The sequence below is a fragment of the Candidatus Poriferisodalis sp. genome, assembly GCF_965208485.1.
Lineage (GTDB): Bacteria > Actinomycetota > Acidimicrobiia > Acidimicrobiales > Poriferisodalaceae > Poriferisodalis.
The window spans coordinates 365,426-382,966 of the sequence record NZ_OZ242344.1; the positions used below are offsets into that span (position 1 = coordinate 365,426).

Sequence of the window (17,541 nt, forward strand, 5' to 3'; positions counted from 1 at the left end):
TGCCATCAGAACCGGTACTCCCCCAGCGCGAGGATGCGCTGGGCCGTCCGCTTGGCTGGCCCATTGCGCCGGGTCGGCGAGATGTCGGGTCGTTGCGGCACCGGATCGGGAGAGCCGGCGTCGTCGTGCGGGGCCACGACCGCCGCAAGCTGGCGGTTGAGGCCCACCCACCCGTAGACGATCTGCGTCTCGAAGCCGGCCAGCTTCACCGTCGGCGAGCCTGCGGTTCCCCGTCCCCGTGATGGCACGTCCGAGATCTCGGTGGCCTTCGTGGCGCCCTCGTCGGTGACCAGCACCACCAGAGCCCCGTACGACACTGCCGCGGCCGCCAGCACCGCCGCACCGGGCCGCAGCTTGATGCCGGTGACACCGGCTGCGCCGGGACCCCGCACGGTGAGCGCATCCGCCCCGAATCGCAGCGCATGCCCTGTCGTCGAGACGAGCGCGATCTCCGAGCCGTCGGGAGCATCGAAAGCGGCGACGACCCGGTCGCCGTCGCCCAGCGAGATCACGGTGTTGCCGCTGCGCACCGAGGCCAGCGACCCGGCATCGAGGCGCTTCGCGACGCCGGAGCGCGTCACCAGCGCGATCGGAGCGCCGGCGTGGCCGAACAGTGCAACCGGCTGCTCGCCGCGCGCCAGCGAGAACATCTCCCGCACCGGTGCACCCCGGCTTCCCCGCAGCATCTCGGGAATCGAGCGCACCTCTGTGCGCAGAACCCTGCCCCGATCGGTCACCAAGTGCACCACGTCGAAGTCCGAGGCCGTCGCGGTGGCCACCAGCACGTCGTGGCGGCCCGGCTTGGCACTCAGCGGATCCTCGGCATGGCGACGGCCCAGCAAGCCCGACGTGGACAGCGTCACGAGGCTGGTGCGCTCGTCCCCGGAGATATCACGCTCGAGGCCGAGGGTCCCGTCTGCTCCCCCCTCCCCCATCGCAGCCGCGGGGGTCACGATGTCGTCGCGGTGGCTGATCTCGGTGCGGCGCGGCACTGCGAACTGCTCAACCATCTCGTCCAGTTCGCGCTCGACGATTGTCCGCCGCCGTGCGTCGGACGCCAGGATCTTGCGGTAGCCCTCGATGGCCGCCCGCACTTCGCCCAGCTCGTCGCGCAGGCGCTGCGTCTCGAGCGCCGTGAGCCGCCGCAGCTGCATGTCCAGGATGTGATTGGCTTGGATCTCGCTGAGATCCAGCCGCTCCATCAGCTCGGCTCGTGCGGCCGCGACGTCGACCGCGCCCCGGATGATCGCAATGACCAGGTCGATGTTGTCGAGCGCGATCAGCAGGCCCGCCAAGATGTGCTCCCGCTCGGCAGCGCGGTCCAGCCGGTACTGCGTCCGCCGAGTGATGACCTCGAGGCGGTGCGCGATGTAGTGCTCGCACATCTCCAGCAGGCCGAGCTGGCGAGGCACCCCGTCCACCAGTGCGACGTTGTTGATGCCGAAGGTGTCCTCCAGCGGGGTCAGGCTCCACAGCTCCGAGAGCACCGCGTGCGCATTGACGCCCGGCTTGCCTTCGATCACCAGCCGCAGGCCGTGCGTCCGGTCCGACAGGTCGTTCACCGCCGCCACGCCCTCGAGGCGTCCATTCGACGCCAACTCGCGGACCTTGGCCTGCACCCGCTCGGGCCCCACCATGTAGGGCAACTCGGTCACGACGATCCCGTCACGACGGGCGGTCAGCGGCTCGATGTGGGCTTTCGCCCTGACGCGAATCGTTCCGCGGCCTGTCTCGTACGCCTCTGCCAAGGAGTCGTCGACGACCACGATCCCGCCGCCCGGGAAGTCCGGCCCCCTCACCAGGCTCATCAGTTCGGCCGTCGTGGGCTTGGGACGCCGCTGGCGCAATACCAGCTTCAGCGCAGCACAGATCTCGGCCAGATTGTGCGGGGCCATGTTGGTGGCCATCCCCACCGCAATGCCGCTGGCGCCATTGATCAGCAGGTTCGGCAGCAGGGCCGGCAGGCATTCGGGCTCAAAGCGCTCGCCGTCGAAGTTGGGCACCAAGTCGACAGTGCTCTCGTCGATGCCGGTCACCATCGTCATCGCGGCAGGGCTCAGCCGCGCCTCGGTGTAGCGGTACGCCGCCGGCGGATCGTCAAGGCTGCCGAAGTTGCCCTTGGGCTCGACCAGCGGCACCGACATGGCGAAGTCCTGCCCCATGCGGACCATCGCCTCGTAGATTGCTCCATCGCCGTGGGGGTGGTACTTGCCCATCACCTCCCCCACCACGCCGGCGGACTTGCGAAACGGCGTGCCCGGCCGCAAGCCCAAGTCGTCCATCACGTAGAGAATCCGCCGCTGCACCGGCTTGAGACCGTCGCGGACGTCGGGGATCGCCCGTGCCGTCGTCACCGACAGCGCGTACGGCATGAAGGAATCTCGCATCTCGTCGGCGACGTCGATCTCGTGGATCTCGCGTGCGATCGTCGTCGGTGCGGTCGGTCCGGCCATCGTCGAGGACCCTTTCAAGGACTGGGGGTATTGCAGAGCAGGAACGGGTGTGCGCGCTCCAGCGGCGCTGAGCTGCCCGTCTTGTCACAAGGCATCCCGGCGGCTTCTCTCGAGGGTACGACGCCGGCCATCTCGCTCAAGGGAATTCTTGGCTGACCGATGGACCGAGTGCTCACGGGTGCTTCGGCGCACATCTCCACGGTGCGGTCAAAGCCAGAGCACCCCACTAGCCTGCCGCGAGTGTTGGTGAAGGCCCTGTGAGCCGTCGCCTCGAAGTCGAGTTGACCAGCCGGCGTGACGACGGCTCGTGGACATGGCGCGCGGCGGGAGCAAAGCAGCCGAAGGGTGTGCTCGACGGTGACCTGCTTCCGCCTGATGCGGGCGAAGGCGATGTTCTGCGAGTCGACGCGGACTTCGAGGTCGACGGCATCTTCGTCACCCAAGTACTGCCTCCGAAGGCTCGCAGCGGCAAGCCTCCCGCCGAGCGCATCGAGATGATCGGCCCGCTGGACCGGGCCGCGAACCCGATCACGACCCGCGTTGCAGGTCGCGGCGGACGCAAACGCGGCGGTGACCTAGCCAAGCGACGGCCGAACGAACGAGGCGAGCGTGTCCGTCGCCGCAAGCGCGACGATGAAACCCACAACAACGATGCGGGGCCTGAGCCGGGTCGTGAAGGCTCGAAGCAGCGTCAGGCGCGAGCCCGAGAGCGCGGTCGAGGCAGCGTCCAGCGCCCCGACGGCGGTGCCGGGCAGCCCAAATCAGACCGCGCAACGAGGCAGAAGGCTCCCGCGCCCGAGCAGCCTTCGCGTCCCAAGGCCCGCAAGCTCCGGCCGGGTCGCACGCACCGCGACGCGCTGATCGCCTCGCTGCCCGCCGAGCAGCAGGTGGTAGCTGAGCAGGTCGCCCGCGGGGGACTTGCGGCCGTGAGAGCCGAGATCGAGGCCCAGAATCGCAAGGCATCCGAGGAGGGCGCCCCCGAAGTCCCCGCAGAGGGCTTGCTTGCCCTCGCCGAATCGCTGGTGAGACCGATGCAGATCGCGGAATGGCGGGACCGTGCCGATGCCGCAATTGCGGGAATCGAGCGAGTCGACTTGCGCGACCTGCGCTCGGTGCTGGTGGCCGCCGAGGACTTCGCCCGTGATTCCGAGGCCCGGGAGCTGGCGTCCCGGATCCGGGAGAGGCTGAACGAACGCGTCGAGCGAAGCCAGCAGGAATGGCACGACGAGCTGCGCGTCACGCTGGCCGAGGGGCGTGTCGTGCGTGCACTGCGCCTCAGCTCGCGTCCGCCCAAGGCCGGGGCGCCGTTGCCTCCCGAGATCGCCCAGGAGCTCACGTCGCAGGCCAGTGCAGCGCTCGGCACCGGCGCCTCGCAGCACCGGATCGCGGTGGTGCTCGAGGCGGTGGCCTTCTCACCGGTCCGTCCCTACGTCGTGTTGCCGGCTATCCCGGCCGAGCCGGTTTCCGAGCTGCTCGAAGTGGCTCGAAAAGTCGCCACTCGCCTGCCTGAGGTGGCCGCTGCGCTCGGAATCGACCCCGCCGAGGAGAGTCAGAGCAGCCGATCACGCCGCGGGCGCCGACCCAAGGTCGACCAGACCGACCCGGCGGGGCACGAAGATCCGGTGGGGCAGTCTGAGGCGGCTGAGGCTGACGACGGAAGCGCGCTGCCCGCGGGGTTGGATCTCGCCGATGGTCACCGCTGACAAGATCATGTCTGCAGAGCGAATCCCTTGGACCCATTCGACGACCGATGGATGCGGACGCGTCCGGCGCAGCTCGGAAACGATGTTGGTGTCCAGCAGGTACACGGGTGTCAGCCGAGGTCCGGTGGGTGTCGGCGTTGGTAGTCGCGCCGAGGCGGCGTCAGATTGTCGGTGCGGGCATGGGGTGCCAGCAGCCAGTCCTTGAGGTCCGGGCGAGCGCTGCGCTGCAGTCGTTCCCATTCCTCGATCGGCACCAGCACAGCTGTCGGCACGCCGCGCAGCGTCACCGTCTGGGGTCCGTCGCTCAGGCTGCGCTGGAGAAACTCGCTGAAACGAGACTTCGCCTCCTGCACCTGCCAAGTACCCGTCATGACGTCCTCTCCGCCCGCATTGTTGAGTATCAGACTAGTCTGTTGAGTATCAGACTAGTCTGCTGACTAGATAGATACACGCCCTGAGCGCCGGTCGGAGGTGTCCAGGGATTTGCCTGAGCCTCTTCGCCATAGCAGCGTGAGGTTTATCTGATCAGTTTCAGCACTTTCCAATTATTTCTGAATATCGAGAACAATCAGGCCAGAGCAAACGTGTCACCCGAAGCCGGTGGCCTAGAGGTACGGCCTCCGCGCGGAATGACCCGTGCGGCTCGGGCCACGGTGGACACTTGGGGGGTGCGGCGGTGAGACACTCAAGCATCGGCGTTGTCTGAGCGAGAGCGAGGTGACGATGACAGAGCGACTCCCGCCTGTCGATCCTGCACAGCCTGCTCCGCGACTTCTGATTCGACTGATCCGCCTTCGCTATCGCAGTCCATCCGAGAATCGAACCCGCAAGTGAGGTGTCATGCCTGCCATCCAGCCAACTGCCGATCAGTTCCGTGCCTTCCGCGATGACCCCTACGACGGTCCTATCGCGCAGGTCAACCTGCTGAAGTTCCGGGTTAGGGTCGCCTACGGTCCCGATGAGTCCGAACACACCAATGACGAGCCCGGCGGCGGCGCCGCCTACCAGCGCCGCGTCGGTGCCTTCCGGGTCGCAGCGGCCGAAGTCGGCGGAACCTGCCTGCTCTACGGACACCGCGCGCGCTGCTTCATCGGGCAGGGTGACTGGGACGCAGTGCTGATCATGCACTTCCCCAACCGGGCCGCGTCCATCGCGACCCTCAACCACGCCGACTACGCCGAGATGCACCGCCACCGCGACGCCGGCCTGCTCTGCCAGGACCTGCTGACCGCGCGTCCCGCCGTAGCCAATCTCTGAGGCGATCGCCTGGCTTACCCGCAGGCGAGCCATTACGACCGACTAGCAGGATGCTGAAATATGCAGGTCTGGCCGGAAGCACAAGCCCCTGACCTGCGGGTTTTCAACTGGACACCGCCCGAAAATCGACTTTTTCAGCGTCCTGCTAGAGGCCGAGCAGGTCGGCGATGAGTTCTCGAATCTGCTGAAGAGCGACGGGTCCGACGTTCGTGCCAGTCGGCTCGACGATGCGGTCGACGCTGATGGTGGTCGGCAGATGCGCTTGAGCGACGCCGAAGCCGTTCACCTCGACCTCGCTCAGCCAGCCGCGCTGCGCCGTCGTGCACGGCACGACCACGATGGCGTGCTGCCGGAACTCGAGCACGTCATCGGAGGTGATGACAATCGCGGGACGAACGAATCCGGGCTCTCCCCGTGCCGGGGTCCCGAAGTCGAATCGGAGGACATCACCCGCTCGCATCAGCGACGTCGCTTGCCGACGCATTGATCACCGCCGTATCGGCGGCATCTGGCGCGACGCTGGCGAGCTGTGCCCCCAAGATGCGTCGCCGCTCCCGCCGGATCAGCTTCTCGATCTGCGCGTCGAGCGTGTGCCCGTCACGGTCAGCGAGCTGCCGCAGAGCATCCCGAGTCCGGATCGAGACTTTGATGGTAGTCGTCTCAGGCATACCTAGAAGTATACCGAATAGCTCACCAGGTATCGGGCTCAGTGGCGATGTCGACCACGCGTGTGCGTGCGCTCATCGGGGGCATGTGACGAACCCCGAACTCGGTCCAGTGACTCATGGGCCTCATCCTTCCACCGTTCGATCTGCGCAGTCCCCGCCGGCCATTGAGCTGGGACAATGAATGAAACTGCATAATCTGACTGTGGCAACCGAACGAGTCACCGTCTCTCTTGGAGCTGGGCTGGCTGAGGCCGTACGCGCCGCGGCACAGGCTGACGCCCAAAGCGTGTCTGCGTGACTTGCCGACGCCGTACGTCGCCGACTCGCGAGTCGGGGGCTCTGCGACGTAGTGTCCGCATGGGAGGCCGAGCACGGCTCGTTCTCTGACGGCGAACTCGCGGCAGCTCATAGACGTCTTGGCGGGCCGCAGAAGTTTCCATTGGCAAGGTAGCTACTAGTAGCTACCTTGTGGACATGAAGTCGGTAGGAATCAAAGTGCTGAACAGCCGGCTGAGCGAGTACGTCCGGCTCGCGGCGTCGGGCGAGACGATCCTGGTGACAGACCGGGACCGGGTAGTGGCTGAGCTAGGCCCGATCAGGGAATCTCGCAGCCCGATTCTCGCCGATGCGTACCTCGCGGATGCCGTGAGAAACGGCGTGCTGACTCTGCCGGTGCTCAGCGGCTCCGAACCGCCGCCGATCCCGAAGCCGGTTGCGCCCCTGGAACAGCTTCTTTCCGAACTCGACGAGGACCGACGCGACCGGTGATCTACGTCCACACCTCGGTGGCGCTCGCACATCTCCTCGCCGAAGACCGTCAGCCGCCAGAGGAGATCTGGCAGGAAACCCTCGTCTCCAGCAGGTTGCTGGAGTACGAACTCTGGACGCCCCTGCACCGGCGTGGTCTGGCTGCATCCCATGGCGATGCGACCCGTTCTGTCATCGGCAGGATCGCCATGCTCGAACTGGCCCCCGCAGTTCTCGGGCGCGCGTTAGAACCCTTCCCCGGTCCGAACCATGTGCGCACACCCGACGCCCTGCACCTTGCATCGTGTGCCTACCTGGTCGGTCTGGGACAGCCGGTGACGCTCGCCAGCTACGACAGGCGGCTCGCTGGCGTGGCTGAGGCGATGGAGATTCCTCTGTTCGATCTGACAGGCTGATGAACCGGGGCGAGATGCACCTGAGCGCCTTCATCCAGGCGTCCCCGAATCATCAGATCAAGGGGATGTGGAAGCACCCCGTCGACGAGACGTCGTGGGGATACCGGACCCTGAGCTGGTGGCAGGACCTCGTGCGCACCCTCGAGCGGGGCTGCTTCGACGGGATCTTCTTCGCCGACGTACTGGGCACCTACGACGTGTACGGGGCGAGCCGCGAGGCTGCGCTGCGTGGCGCGGTCCAGATTCCCGGCATCGACCCCACCCTGCTGATCCCGGCACTGGCGGCGTGCACCGAGCACCTCGGCTTCGCGGTGACCTTCTCGACCAGCCACCACGCCCCCTACCACACGGCCCGGCTGTTCTCGACCCTCGACCACCTCACCGCAGGCCGAGTCGGCTGGAACATCGTGACCTCGTACCTGTCCGATGCCGAACGTCAAGGCCTCGGCAAGATCCTGGCTCACGACGCCCGCTACGACCGGGCCGACGAGTACGTCGATGTCTGCGTGAAGCTGTGGGAGCAGAGCTGGGACGAGGGCGCCATCGTGCTCGATGCCGAAGCCGACACGTTCACCGATCCGGCCAAGGTGCACGAGATCAACCACTCCGGCGACTGGTTCACGGTCGAAGGCCCCCACATGGTCGAGCCTTCACCGCAGCGCACGCCGGTGCTGTACCAGGCGGGAAACTCGGCCCGCGGCGTCGAGTTCGCCGCCAACACCGGCGAGGTCGTCTTCATGTCGGTGCCCGGCAACGAGCGGGGTGCCGCCGTGGTGGCATCGCTGCGTGAGCGCGCCGCAGCGGCCGGGCGCGATCCCTCCCAGATCAAGGCCCTGCAAGTGGCACGGGTGGTGGTGGCCGAGACCGATGCCGAAGCCCGGGCAATACGCGACGAGTGGTCACGGCTGTTCTCCGTCGACGGCTACCTCGCGCTCTACGGCGGCTGGACGGGCATCGACGTGGGCGGCCACCCGCCAGACACGCCGATCGACGACATCGAGGCGAATGCGATCCGGACCCAGGTGGAGCGCTGGAAGCTGGAAGATCCCGAGAGGACTTGGACCGTCGGCGATGTCGCCCGGCGGCTGTCCGATACCGCCGGAGGGCTGGGCTTCGTGGGTTCGCCGACCACGGTCGCTGATCAGTTGGATGCCTTCATGGAGACCACCGGTGTCGACGGGTTCAACGTGACGACGGCTCCCGTGCCGTGGGGATTCGCCCAAGTGGTCGACTGGCTGGTGCCCGAGCTCCAACGGCGCGGCCGGTTCCGCACCAGCTATGAAGGCACGACGTTCCGGGAGAATTTCTTCGGCACCGGCCAGCGCCACCTGCACCCCACCTACCCCCGCCCCCGCTGACCTGGGGCGACACCAAAGCCGACCAGCCATCCATGAAACGACTCGAGGTCAGCCCATGACGCCTGCCGCCGACCTGCCGGCCGACTCAGCCCGGGTCCGGGCTCTCGTTGTCGAAGCCGTCACCCAATCGGCCGAACTGATGGCCGCCCCATCGGTAGCCGAGCAATGGGACCGGCCCTCGGCCCTCGAGGGCATGACGGTCGGAGCCCTCTCCGCCCACCTCGTACGCGCCGCCGGGGCGACCATCGCCTACCTCGACCGCACGCCGCCCGACCGGCGCCCCGACGGCGATCTGCTCACCGCGGTCACCTACTTTCACGCCGCTGTCGACTCCCCTGTCCACGAACAGATCAAGGACGTTTCCGCCACCGAATCAGCCATCGGCCACGAAGCCACCGTGCACAAATGCCGCCAACTGGCTGCCGACCTCGAAACACGCCTGGCCGATGAACCCGCCGACCGCCTCGTCGCCGCGCTGGGGGGCCGCCTCCTCACCCTCGACGACTTCTGCCGCACCCGGCTGATCGAGGTGCTCCTGCATCTCGACGACCTCGCCGTCAGCACCGGCCAGGCCCGCCCGGCCACCGACCCAGAGGGCGCCGCCATCATCATCGACATCTGCATCGACATCGCCCGCGACCGCAAAGGCGACTGGGGCGTCCTCTACGCCCTGACCCGGGCAGAACGCTCAGTCGACACCGCGGTCTTTCCCGTCTTCTGAAGCCCGTAGATCCCCATCTGCTCATCGACAAACCGGTCTGCTGCGTCGTCACCTCCGGGCGGGTGCACGACCGCCGCGGCGACGAGGTGCGGGACTTGGAGGTGTCGGGCCGGCCGGTGACGCTGGTGTGGGAGCGGCGGCGCATGGTGTGCGGGCCGTGCGGGCGGCGCTTTGCTGAGACCCGTCCGGCGTTCGAGGGCCGCGTCACGGCTCGTCTGGCGCGGCGTCTGGTCCAAGACGCCCGCCAGATGACGGTGAACACTGCTGCGAAGCGTCATGGGCTGAGCTGGGAGCTGGTCAACGCGCTGGTGGTCGCCTATGCGGGCCTGGTCGGCTCGCGTCGCCGCCGCCGGCGCTGCGGGGGTGCTGCTGGTGGAGGGGACCTCGATCCGCAAGCGGCACCGGTATGTGACGGTGCTGGTGAACGGCGACACCGGGGAGGTGCCCGCGATGGTGCCCCACCGCAGCGAGGCGGCCCTCAGCGGCTTCCTGGCTGCTCAGGGGCACCGCTGGCGCCGCGGCGTCAAGGTCGTCGTCTCGGACGGGTCCAAGTCCTATGCGGCGGCGATCGCCAAGCGGCTCGGCCACGCCCGCCATGTGCTGGACCGGTTCCACGTGATCGGCTGGTTCGCAGCCGGGCTGACCGCGGTGCCACGCGACGCGCAGCGCCGCCCCGAAGGGGCCAAGCCAGCGTTCGACCCCGAGGTGTTCCGGGCACGGTTCGTGCTCATGAAACGCCCCGACACCCTCGGCGCAGACGAACGCTCCCGGCTCGACGCGCTCTTCGAGACCCACCCGAGGCTCAAAGCAGCCTGAGACGCGCTCGGCGAGCTGCACGGCCTCTATCTCGCCAAGGACCGCAAAGGCGCCCTCGAAGCGCTCGACCGGCTCGCCGACATCTACCGCACCGGCGACATACCCGAGTTCAGCGACGTCGTCGACACCTTCCTCGCCTGGCATCCCCAGATCCTCGACTGGCACCAAACCGGCCAGCCCAGCAACAGCCGCATCGAAGGCACCAACAACCCCCACCCGAGTCCTACGCCGCAAAGCCCACGGCTTCACCAACCACACGAACCTCGAAGCCCGCGGAACACTCATAGCCCGAACCCGCCGAACCCAGCAGCCCCCATCCCAACAAAAGACGAAGGCTCACCTTTTCACCAGGGAGGGTCCCTTCTCGGGCGAGGGAGAGGACGGTCTTCGTGCTGACGCGAAGCAGGCGTGCCGCCTCGTCGGCCGTCAGTACTTCCGCATCTTCCCGCATCTTCCCGTAACTCCCTAAGCAGTACAGGTTCCGAACCTACTCGGGCGGTGTGACAACTCGGAGGGGGTAGTCGAGGCTGGCTGCGACGATGCCCTGATCGGCCGGGCGAGCGGCATCCAGTTCGCTGATTTCGATCGCGAGGCCCACGCCCTTCACGACGCCACGCTGTCCGCCATCGCCGAACTCGAATCCACTGCCAGGGTCACCGTGGTGCGCCCCGCCCCGTCTACTCCCGGGTCGGGAACGTAGCCGACCTACGGCCACCGGGAGATTGGCCTTCAATGTCGGCCTCGAACGCACCTAGAGTTCTCGACATGGACGTGTTGCGCCCGCCTCAGGCTGTCGAGGTTGAAGTGCAGCAGCCGTTCAAGCTGTGGATCAGATTTGATGATGGCGTCAGCGGCATCGTGGACCTCGCCCAGTGGTCAACCCGAGAGGTCTTCACGGCTTGGTCGGACCTGGCCTTCTTCAAGACTGCCCATGTGCGGCCGTACGGCGCGATTGCCTGGGGCAAGGACGATGCGCTCGAACTGGACTCCACGGCCATGTACTTGGACCTCACGGGCAAGAGCTTCGAAGATCTGCACCCAAAGCCGTGGCCCGCGCTGGCCAACTGAGATCAATCCATTCCCGTCAGAGGCTGATAGACCCGGCCTGACATGGGTGCGATGGCCAAGTTTGTGTTGATGGCGCAGCCTGGGGCGCCGGCGATCCCGCCCCGCGAGGTGCTGGAGCGGTGGGCGGCCGAACTCCGGGCCGAGTTCGAGGGACTCGAGGTCGTCATCGCCGCGACCGATGAGGAGATTCTCGAACAGCTCAGTGACGCCGACGCGGCGTATGGCGTGCTGCCGGCGGGTTGGCACGCACCGAGGCTGCGCTGGCTGCAGGCCCCGATGGCCAATCCCCCGCTCGGCTACTTCACGCCCGATCTGGCCGCTCACGCGGTTGTCGTCACCAACATGCGCGGCGTCTACAACGACCACATCGCCACCCACGTGATGGCGTTCCTGCTCGCCTTCACACGTGGGTTGCCGCACTACGCACACGACCAGCGCAACCGGGAGTACCGGGGCGGGCTTGCCCGGGTCCTGCACCTCGCAGATTCGACCGTGCTGTTCATCGGCGCCGGTGGTGTCGCCCACCAGGCCGCTCGCTACCTGCAGCCGTGGGGGCCGAGAGTCGTGGCCGTCGACGCCCGCCCTGAGACCACCGCCGGCGGCGCCATCGATGCCGTGTTCGGTGCGGACGAGCTCGAGGCTCAGCTGCCGCTGGCCGACGTGGTCGTGATGACCGTTCCCCACACTGCCGAGTCCGAGGGAATGCTGGGCCGGGCGCAGTTCGCGCTGATGAAGCCCACGGCAGTGTTCATCAACATCGGGCGCGGCATGACCGTCGTGCTGAACGACCTCGTCGACGCGCTCGAAGCCGGCGAGCTGGCGGGCGCCGGTCTCGACGTCTTCGACCGGGAGCCGCTGCCGCCTGACCACCGGGTCTGGACGCTGCCCAACGTGCTCATCACGCCGCACGTGGCGATGGTCGGTCCCGACATCGACCAGCGACGCTTCGAACTCATCGCCGGCAACTGCCGTCGCCTGCTCGCCGGCGAACCACTCCAGTACGTCGTCGCCGACAAGATCCTCGGCTTCTGACCCGGAGCGCCGAGGCTCGCTTCAGGAGCGCAGAAGTCGACGGGCGGCTTCAACGACCACGGCGACCGCCTGTTCTTCGGTGGCGGCGATGCGGGCCTCGTCGACGACGGCCTCAGATTCAGTGCGCTGAGCGATCACCCCGGCGACACAGCCGGCCCGCCAGCCGTTGGCCGCGCACATGGTGAACAGGGTGGCCGACTCCATTTCGTAGTTGAGCACCCCGATGCGGCGCCACTCGGCCAGGCTGCCCCGCAGCCACGGCACGACGTCGCCGGCCACCGTGTCGTAGCGCTCCTGGCCGGGATAGAAGGTGTCGCACGACGCCGTGATGCCGACTTGATGGGGGGCGGCGAGGGCGACCGCAGCGTCCACCAGCGCCCGGGTGCAGTCGAACGAGGAGGCGGCCGGGTATTCCAGCGGGGCGAAATGCCGGCTCGCACCGTCGAGGCGCACCGCCGCCTGGGTGATGACCAGGTGACCGATCAGCAGACCCGGCTGGATCGACCCGGTGGTGCCAACCCGCAGGAACGTCCGCACGCCGAGCTGGGCCAGTTCCTCCACAGCAACCGACGTCGACGGCCCCCCGACGCCGGTCGAGCACACCACCACCGGCGTGCCGTCGATTGACGCCCGATAGGTCGTGAACTCCCGATTCGAGGCCAGATGGGCCGGCTCGGCCATCGTCTCGGCGATCCGCGCCACCCGGGCCGGATCCCCCGGCACGATCGCCAGCGTGGCCCCGCCCAGATCGGCGGCACTCACGCCGAGATGCATCACGCTCCCATCGCTCATCACCCGACCCTATTTCTCGGCCGCACGCGACACCGCCGTCGCCGTGCCGGCAACCGATCCACGCCGACACGACTCGCTGCTGGCGATCTCTGCAGTTAGTCGACTGCGACTGGGCGGACGGCTGATGCCGGCCGGAACGCTTCGATATGTTCGGTATTGGTCGAGATGTAGGGTCCGCCGATGAGGTCGATGCAGTACGGGACTGCGGCGAACACCGCGTCGAGGCACTCTGCGATTGCCTTGGACTGACCTGGCAGGTTGATCACCAGGGCGCCGTCGCAGATGCCGGCAGTCTGACGCGACAGGATCGCAGTCGGCACTGCCTTCAGCGATGCGGTGCGCATCGCTTCCCCGAAGCCGTGCAACATCTTGGAGCAGGCTGCCTCGGTGGCCTCGGGGGTGACGTCGCGTAGTGCCGGGCCCGTGCCGCCAGTGGTGAGGATGAGACAGCACCCTGCTGCGGCCATCTCCTGGATCGCCTGGGCCACCTGGTCCTGCTCGTCGGGAACGAGCGCAGCCTGCGCAGACCATTCCGAGGCCAGCACCCGCTCGAGATAGGCACGAATCGCCGGTCCTCCCCGGTCTTCGTAGTCGCCGCGACTGGCCCTGTCCGAAACCGTCACGATGCCGATCAGCGCGTGCGTCGAGAGGTTCTGCGTTCCATCGGAGGTGCTGGTCACGCCGAAACGGTACCGCTCGATTGGGAATGAGTGCTATTCCCAATAGTCGGCCGAACAAAGGGCGAGACCGTTTCAGAATGAGATAGGAATGAGACTCATTCCTGTTATATTGCCGCCGTGCTGCTTGTGGAAGCCGGCGAACGTACCCAGGCGCCGTCCCGCGCCGCATGGGACCCGAGTCGCCGCCACACCCTGATCGGCCTCGCGCTGATAACGGTCGTCTCGGTGGTCATCGCCATCGGGCTCGGTCCGGTCGGTGTGGCACCCACGACCGTCCTGCGGATCATCGCCCACCACACGCTCGGCCTGCTCGATGCAGAGAGCTGGGCGAGAACTGACGACGCGATCATCTGGGAAGTGCGCCTGCCCCGAGTGCTGCTCGGCGCGATCGTGGGTTCGACGCTCGGGGTCGTGGGCGTGGCGCTCCAGGCCCTGGTCCGCAATCCGCTCGCAGAGCCGTACATCCTCGGCGTGAGCTCGGGGGCATCCACTGGTGCCGCCGCGGCGATCCTGTTCGGTGTCGGCGCCTGGCTGGGCACTCAATCGGTGTCGCTGATGGCTTTCTTCGGCGCTCTCGGCGCACTTGCGCTCGTTTTGGCGCTCGCCCGCTCCAGAGGGCAAATCACCCCGTCACGGATGCTCGTGGCCGGAGTCGCCGTCAGCTACCTGCTGAGCGCCATGACCAGCCTGATGATCCTCTTCGCCGAGAGTGCCGAAGGTGCTCGGGCAGTGATGTTCTGGCTGCTCGGGTCGCTGGCGAATGCCGACTGGTCGACGCTGCCCATCGGCTACCTCGGCATGGGCACCGGCACGGTCCTGGTGTTCTGGTGGCGCCGGCGACTCGATCTGCTGGCACTCGGTGACGAGACGGCGATGGCGAGCGGGGTCGACCCTGGGCGCACTCGGCTGCTGCTTGTGGTCGTGGTCGCGCTGTGCGTCGGTTTCGCCGTGTCGCTGTCGGGCGGCATCGGCTTCGTCGGCCTCGCAGCACCGCATATCGCGCGGCGGATCATCGGCCCGATCCACCGCCACCTGATCCCCGCATCCGCGGCGCTCGGTGCCCTCATGCTCGTCTGGGCCGACGTTGTTGCTCGCCTGGCGTTGCAGCCCCGCGAGCTGCCCATCGGCGTGGTCACCGGCGTGCTCGGCGCGCCGGTGCTCGTCGCGCTCGTCCGCAAGCTCAATCACAACAACTGAGCGCAACCGTGCCCGCCAGAAAGGGAATTTCATGAACACGAACCTGTCGGCATTCAGGCTTCGAACGGTCGCATTGGTGCTCGTCGTTGCCCTTGTGGCCTCAGCGTGTGGAGGAGGCGATGACTCCCCCACCGCAGCCGCCCAAGGCGACAGCTTCCCGCTGACGTTCACCAACTGCGACAGGGAGTTCACCCTCGACGCCGCGCCCGAGCGGGTGATGTTGATGGAGGCCGCCGCGCCGTCGCTGCTGTTCGCCGCAGGTGCCATGGACCGAGTGATCGCCCGCATCGAGGACTTCCCCGAGGAGTACTACACCGCCGAGGAGCTGAACATCCTCGAAGCCATCCCAGCCTTGGTGGCCGAGGCCACTTCGACCGGCGGGGTCGAGATTTCGGTCGAGGAGATCATTGCTCACGACCCCGACATCGTCATCGGTTACGACACCGCCACGCTCACCCACGACACGCTGGGCGATGTCGGCATCCAGCTCTATGTGATGCCTCCGTTCTGTGACAATCCGCCGCTTCCATCGTTCGAAAGCATCCTGGACGAGGTCCGCCTGTACGGGCAGCTCTTCGGCACGACCGAGGTGGCCGACGCGAACGCCGCCGCGTTGGAGGCTGCGGTGGCCGCGGCGGCAGATGCGCCGGTCGCCGAAGGGAAGACCGCTGCCGCGCTCTATGTCACTTCCGACGGCAGCGCCATCTACGCCTACTCCTCGCTCGGCATGGTCCACCCGCTGATGGAGGCCCTGGGAATGACCAATGTCTTCGCCGAGCTGAGCGAGCGAGTGCCCGAGGTCTCGATCGAAGAGGTCATCGGTCGCGACCCGGAGATCTTGATCCTGCTCTATGACGACTTCGGGCTCACTCCCGACGAGATCAGCGAGCTCGTCACCGAGCTGCGGGGCGCCAGCAGCATCACCGCTGTGGCGGACGGTGCGGTCTACCCGCTGCTGTTCAACTGGGCCGAACCCCCGACGCCGCTCGTGGTCGAGGGCCTGTCAGTGCTCAGCGACCAGATCACCGAGTGACGACTCCATGATTGCGGCCACCGGCATCGACCTGCGTCTCGGCGCGAACGATGTCCTGTCCGGGGCGCAGCTCAGTACGCGTCCCGGACAGGTGGTCGGCCTCATCGGGCCCAACGGCAGCGGCAAGTCATCGTTGCTGCGGTGCCTGTACGGGATGCTCCGCCCACACCGAGGCGCCATTCTCATCGACGACAAGGCGATCGAGTCGCTGCCGCAACGCGCAGTCGCACGCGCCATCGCAGTGGTGACCCAAGACGCCGCTGCCGACGGCGTCGACATCACGGTCGGCGAATTCGTGCTGCTCGGCCGCCACGTTCATCGCGGCGACCATCAGGGCTTCACCGACGACGATCGCAAAATCGCTCTCGAAGGACTGGAGCTGGTGGACATGTCGGGCTTCGCCGAGCGAAAGCTCCACGAGCTGTCCGGCGGGGAGCGCCAGCGGGTGATGATCGCCCGGTGCATCGCGCAGCAGAGCCCGGTGATCCTGCTCGACGAACCCACCAACCATCTCGATGTCCGCTACCAGCACGAGGTGCTCACGCTGGTACGGCAGCTCCAGAACGACACCATCGTGGTGCTCCACGACCTCAACCTCGCCAGCCGCTACTGCGATCACCTCGCCCTCCTCGATCACGGCAGGGTCGTGCATCAGGGCCGTCCCGAGGATGTCCTGCGAAGCGAGGTGCTCGAACCCGTCTACGGCATCGAGGTGCGACAACTTGCCGACGGACAGCACCCCTACCTCGCGTTCGGCCCGCATGCTGTGATCGGCAGCAAGCGATGAACCAGGCGTCATGCACTCTCGCGTCGGACTTCAGCGCGCGGGTGCTCGTCTGTCGCGGCTGCTGCTGTGGTTCCGAGCGGAAGCACCCCGCTATCGACCACGACGAGCAGATCGTCGAGTTTGCGGCTGTGGCGCGCACTCGTGTCGTGGACTGCGTCGACGAGTGCGCTCACTCCAACGTCGTCATCGTCCGCTCGGGCCACGGAACATCGGTGTGGCTCGGTGGCATCAACAGCCCTGCGATCACCACTGTCCTGTGCGAGTGGCTCGCCGCCGGCGCCCCACAGCCGGCGCCTCCGGTTCTTCAGTCGAAGATCTTCAGTCGCCGATCAGAGGCACTTGGGGCAGGTGCCGAACACGTCGAGTCGGTGGGTGCTCGGTTGGAACCCGCTGGTGCCCAACGCCTCGTCGAGTGAGGTCTCGAGGCTGCGTTCGTCGGCGGCAGGCATGAAGAAGTCGTCAACCATGCCGCACACGGTGCAGATCGTGTGGTGATGATGGCCGATGATGTCCTCGGAGAACTCGTAGCGGGTTGGGTCGTCGATGCCGACAACCCGCCGAACGACGCCCACGCTCTCGAGGTCGGCCATATTGCGGTAGAGCGAGCTCTGGGTGAGACGAGGTCGGAGCTCGAGCATCTCGGGGATGGTCGCTGGTCGAGCGGCACGAACAAGGAGTTCCACCAGCTCTCGCCGGCCCTTGGTGTAGAGCTGTCCCGCTTCGTTCAGGCGGGCCGACACCAATTCGTGGGTCTCGGCGAGTCGCTCGCCCATCAGCGCATCCTACAGAGGACGCCTGCACCCAAAATGGAAG

Annotated in this window: 19 protein-coding genes and 2 pseudogenes; 12 read left to right on the forward strand and 9 right to left on the reverse strand. The window is 67.1% G+C overall.

The window, feature by feature from the left end; translation table 11 throughout:
* Window positions 1–5: 5 nt before the first annotated feature.
* Complete coding sequence (locus ACOGXQ_RS01685; protein WP_419945737.1) at window positions 6–2,453, reverse strand: DNA gyrase/topoisomerase IV subunit A; 2,448 nt, start codon at window positions 2,451–2,453, stop codon at window positions 6–8.
* A gap of 257 nt (window positions 2,454–2,710) precedes the next feature.
* Here ACOGXQ_RS01685 and ACOGXQ_RS01690 point away from each other — a divergent pair, with 257 nt between their 5' ends.
* Window positions 2,711–4,156 carry a hypothetical protein gene (locus ACOGXQ_RS01690; RefSeq protein ID WP_419945738.1) on the forward strand — a complete coding sequence of 482 codons (1,446 nt, stop codon included), beginning with the start codon at window positions 2,711–2,713 and terminating at the stop codon, window positions 4,154–4,156.
* Here the strand turns inward: ACOGXQ_RS01690 and ACOGXQ_RS01695 are convergent.
* Window positions 4,130–4,261, reverse strand: a pseudogene (locus tag ACOGXQ_RS01695) (VapC toxin family PIN domain ribonuclease); the annotation flags it as partial. The gene ACOGXQ_RS01690 and the pseudogene ACOGXQ_RS01695 sit on opposite strands and share 27 nt — an antisense overlap.
* Window positions 4,262–4,266: 5 nt before the next feature.
* The gene (locus tag ACOGXQ_RS01700) at window positions 4,267–4,527 is read right to left on the reverse strand and encodes a type II toxin-antitoxin system Phd/YefM family antitoxin (RefSeq protein ID WP_419945739.1); all 261 of its coding nucleotides are present in this window, start codon (window positions 4,525–4,527) and stop codon (window positions 4,267–4,269) included.
* Window positions 4,528–4,996: 469 nt separating this feature from the next.
* On the opposite strand from ACOGXQ_RS01700, the gene ACOGXQ_RS01705 reads away from it, so the two are divergent.
* Window positions 4,997–5,413, forward strand: a complete 417-nt coding sequence (locus ACOGXQ_RS01705) for a DUF1330 domain-containing protein (RefSeq protein ID WP_419945740.1) — start codon at window positions 4,997–4,999, stop codon at window positions 5,411–5,413.
* Window positions 5,414–5,558: 145 nt separating this feature from the next.
* Here the strand turns inward: ACOGXQ_RS01705 and ACOGXQ_RS01710 are convergent, their stop codons facing one another.
* Both ACOGXQ_RS01710 and ACOGXQ_RS01715 read right to left on the reverse strand, forming a co-directional pair.
* Complete coding sequence (locus ACOGXQ_RS01710; RefSeq protein WP_419945741.1) at window positions 5,559–5,873, reverse strand: type II toxin-antitoxin system PemK/MazF family toxin; 315 nt, start codon at window positions 5,871–5,873, stop codon at window positions 5,559–5,561.
* Window positions 5,860–6,081 carry a hypothetical protein gene (locus ACOGXQ_RS01715; RefSeq protein WP_419945742.1) on the reverse strand — a complete coding sequence of 74 codons (222 nt, stop codon included), beginning with the start codon at window positions 6,079–6,081 and terminating at the stop codon, window positions 5,860–5,862. Before ACOGXQ_RS01715 ends, ACOGXQ_RS01710 begins: the two co-directional genes overlap by 14 nt.
* 474 nt (window positions 6,082–6,555) lie before the next feature.
* Here ACOGXQ_RS01715 and ACOGXQ_RS01720 point away from each other — a divergent pair, with 474 nt between their 5' ends.
* From ACOGXQ_RS01720 to ACOGXQ_RS01740, 5 genes and pseudogenes are all read left to right on the forward strand, one after another.
* Window positions 6,556–6,849: a type II toxin-antitoxin system Phd/YefM family antitoxin gene (locus ACOGXQ_RS01720; protein ID WP_419945743.1), complete on the forward strand. Its 294-nt coding sequence runs from the start codon at window positions 6,556–6,558 to the stop codon at window positions 6,847–6,849.
* Window positions 6,846–7,244: a PIN domain-containing protein gene (locus ACOGXQ_RS01725; RefSeq protein ID WP_419945744.1), complete on the forward strand. Its 399-nt coding sequence runs from the start codon at window positions 6,846–6,848 to the stop codon at window positions 7,242–7,244. The genes ACOGXQ_RS01720 and ACOGXQ_RS01725 overlap by 4 nt, the downstream gene beginning before the upstream one ends.
* Window positions 7,244–8,602 (forward strand): LLM class flavin-dependent oxidoreductase, encoded by a 1,359-nt coding sequence (locus ACOGXQ_RS01730; RefSeq protein WP_419945745.1) that lies wholly within the window; start codon window positions 7,244–7,246, stop codon window positions 8,600–8,602. The genes ACOGXQ_RS01725 and ACOGXQ_RS01730 overlap by 1 nt, the downstream gene beginning before the upstream one ends.
* Before the next feature lie 55 nt (window positions 8,603–8,657).
* The gene (locus ACOGXQ_RS01735) at window positions 8,658–9,323 is read left to right on the forward strand and encodes a maleylpyruvate isomerase N-terminal domain-containing protein (RefSeq protein ID WP_419945746.1); all 666 of its coding nucleotides are present in this window, start codon (window positions 8,658–8,660) and stop codon (window positions 9,321–9,323) included.
* Window positions 9,324–9,641: 318 nt separating this feature from the next.
* A pseudogene (locus tag ACOGXQ_RS01740) lies at window positions 9,642–10,337 on the forward strand (ISL3 family transposase); the annotation flags it as partial.
* A gap of 25 nt (window positions 10,338–10,362) precedes the next feature.
* On the opposite strand, the gene ACOGXQ_RS01745 reads toward ACOGXQ_RS01740, so the two are convergent.
* Entirely contained in the window at window positions 10,363–10,590 is a 228-nt protein-coding gene (locus ACOGXQ_RS01745; protein WP_419945747.1) for a helix-turn-helix domain-containing protein, read from the reverse strand.
* Window positions 10,591–10,904: 314 nt separating this feature from the next.
* Between ACOGXQ_RS01745 and ACOGXQ_RS01750 the strand changes: the two genes are divergently transcribed.
* Window positions 10,905–11,207, forward strand: a complete 303-nt coding sequence (locus ACOGXQ_RS01750; RefSeq protein WP_419945748.1) for a DUF2442 domain-containing protein — start codon at window positions 10,905–10,907, stop codon at window positions 11,205–11,207.
* Window positions 11,208–11,258: 51 nt separating this feature from the next.
* The gene (locus ACOGXQ_RS01755; protein WP_419945749.1) at window positions 11,259–12,239 is read left to right on the forward strand and encodes a D-2-hydroxyacid dehydrogenase; all 981 of its coding nucleotides are present in this window, start codon (window positions 11,259–11,261) and stop codon (window positions 12,237–12,239) included.
* A 21-nt stretch (window positions 12,240–12,260) separates the two neighbouring features.
* On the opposite strand, the gene udp is transcribed toward ACOGXQ_RS01755, so the two are convergent.
* Window positions 12,261–13,031 carry a uridine phosphorylase gene (udp, locus tag ACOGXQ_RS01760; protein ID WP_419945750.1) on the reverse strand — a complete coding sequence of 257 codons (771 nt, stop codon included), beginning with the start codon at window positions 13,029–13,031 and terminating at the stop codon, window positions 12,261–12,263.
* A 95-nt stretch (window positions 13,032–13,126) separates the two neighbouring features.
* Window positions 13,127–13,711: a molybdopterin adenylyltransferase gene (mog, locus tag ACOGXQ_RS01765; protein ID WP_419945751.1), complete on the reverse strand. Its 585-nt coding sequence runs from the start codon at window positions 13,709–13,711 to the stop codon at window positions 13,127–13,129.
* A gap of 117 nt (window positions 13,712–13,828) precedes the next feature.
* On the opposite strand from mog, the gene ACOGXQ_RS01770 reads away from it, so the two are divergent.
* The 3 genes from ACOGXQ_RS01770 to ACOGXQ_RS01780 are packed head-to-tail and all read left to right on the forward strand — an operon-like array spanning window position 13,829 to window position 16,728.
* Complete coding sequence (locus tag ACOGXQ_RS01770) at window positions 13,829–14,908, forward strand: FecCD family ABC transporter permease (RefSeq protein WP_419945752.1); 1,080 nt, start codon at window positions 13,829–13,831, stop codon at window positions 14,906–14,908.
* Window positions 14,909–14,939: 31 nt separating this feature from the next.
* Complete coding sequence (locus ACOGXQ_RS01775) at window positions 14,940–15,941, forward strand: ABC transporter substrate-binding protein (RefSeq protein WP_419945753.1); 1,002 nt, start codon at window positions 14,940–14,942, stop codon at window positions 15,939–15,941.
* A gap of 7 nt (window positions 15,942–15,948) precedes the next feature.
* The gene (locus ACOGXQ_RS01780) at window positions 15,949–16,728 is read left to right on the forward strand and encodes an ABC transporter ATP-binding protein (RefSeq protein ID WP_419945754.1); all 780 of its coding nucleotides are present in this window, start codon (window positions 15,949–15,951) and stop codon (window positions 16,726–16,728) included.
* Between the two features lie 329 nt (window positions 16,729–17,057).
* On the opposite strand, the gene ACOGXQ_RS01785 is transcribed toward ACOGXQ_RS01780, so the two are convergent.
* Window positions 17,058–17,501 (reverse strand): Fur family transcriptional regulator, encoded by a 444-nt coding sequence (locus ACOGXQ_RS01785; protein ID WP_419945755.1) that lies wholly within the window; start codon window positions 17,499–17,501, stop codon window positions 17,058–17,060.
* Between the last annotated feature and the right edge of the window lie 40 nt (window positions 17,502–17,541).

Excerpts from the sequence above, each read along its gene's own strand:
- ACOGXQ_RS01685 (WP_419945737.1), bottom strand. The coding sequence starts at position 2,453 with ATGGCCGGACCGACCGCACCGACGACGATCGCACGCGAGATCCACGAG.
- ACOGXQ_RS01700 (WP_419945739.1), bottom strand. The coding sequence starts at position 4,527 with ATGACGGGTACTTGGCAGGTGCAGGAGGCGAAGTCTCGTTTCAGCGAG.
- ACOGXQ_RS01705 (WP_419945740.1), top strand. The coding sequence starts at position 4,997 with ATGCCTGCCATCCAGCCAACTGCCGATCAGTTCCGTGCCTTCCGCGAT.
- ACOGXQ_RS01710 (WP_419945741.1), bottom strand. The coding sequence starts at position 5,873 with ATGCGAGCGGGTGATGTCCTCCGATTCGACTTCGGGACCCCGGCACGG.
- ACOGXQ_RS01715 (WP_419945742.1), bottom strand. The coding sequence starts at position 6,081 with ATGCCTGAGACGACTACCATCAAAGTCTCGATCCGGACTCGGGATGCT.
- ACOGXQ_RS01720 (WP_419945743.1), top strand. The coding sequence starts at position 6,556 with ATGAAGTCGGTAGGAATCAAAGTGCTGAACAGCCGGCTGAGCGAGTAC.
- ACOGXQ_RS01730 (WP_419945745.1), top strand. The coding sequence starts at position 7,244 with ATGAACCGGGGCGAGATGCACCTGAGCGCCTTCATCCAGGCGTCCCCG.
- ACOGXQ_RS01735 (WP_419945746.1), top strand. The coding sequence starts at position 8,658 with ATGACGCCTGCCGCCGACCTGCCGGCCGACTCAGCCCGGGTCCGGGCT.
- ACOGXQ_RS01745 (WP_419945747.1), bottom strand. The coding sequence starts at position 10,590 with ATGCGGGAAGATGCGGAAGTACTGACGGCCGACGAGGCGGCACGCCTG.
- ACOGXQ_RS01750 (WP_419945748.1), top strand. The coding sequence starts at position 10,905 with ATGGACGTGTTGCGCCCGCCTCAGGCTGTCGAGGTTGAAGTGCAGCAG.
- ACOGXQ_RS01755 (WP_419945749.1), top strand. The coding sequence starts at position 11,259 with ATGGCCAAGTTTGTGTTGATGGCGCAGCCTGGGGCGCCGGCGATCCCG.
- udp (WP_419945750.1), bottom strand. The coding sequence starts at position 13,031 with ATGAGCGATGGGAGCGTGATGCATCTCGGCGTGAGTGCCGCCGATCTG.
- ACOGXQ_RS01775 (WP_419945753.1), top strand. The coding sequence starts at position 14,940 with ATGAACACGAACCTGTCGGCATTCAGGCTTCGAACGGTCGCATTGGTG.
- ACOGXQ_RS01780 (WP_419945754.1), top strand. The coding sequence starts at position 15,949 with ATGATTGCGGCCACCGGCATCGACCTGCGTCTCGGCGCGAACGATGTC.
- ACOGXQ_RS01785 (WP_419945755.1), bottom strand. The coding sequence starts at position 17,501 with ATGGGCGAGCGACTCGCCGAGACCCACGAATTGGTGTCGGCCCGCCTG.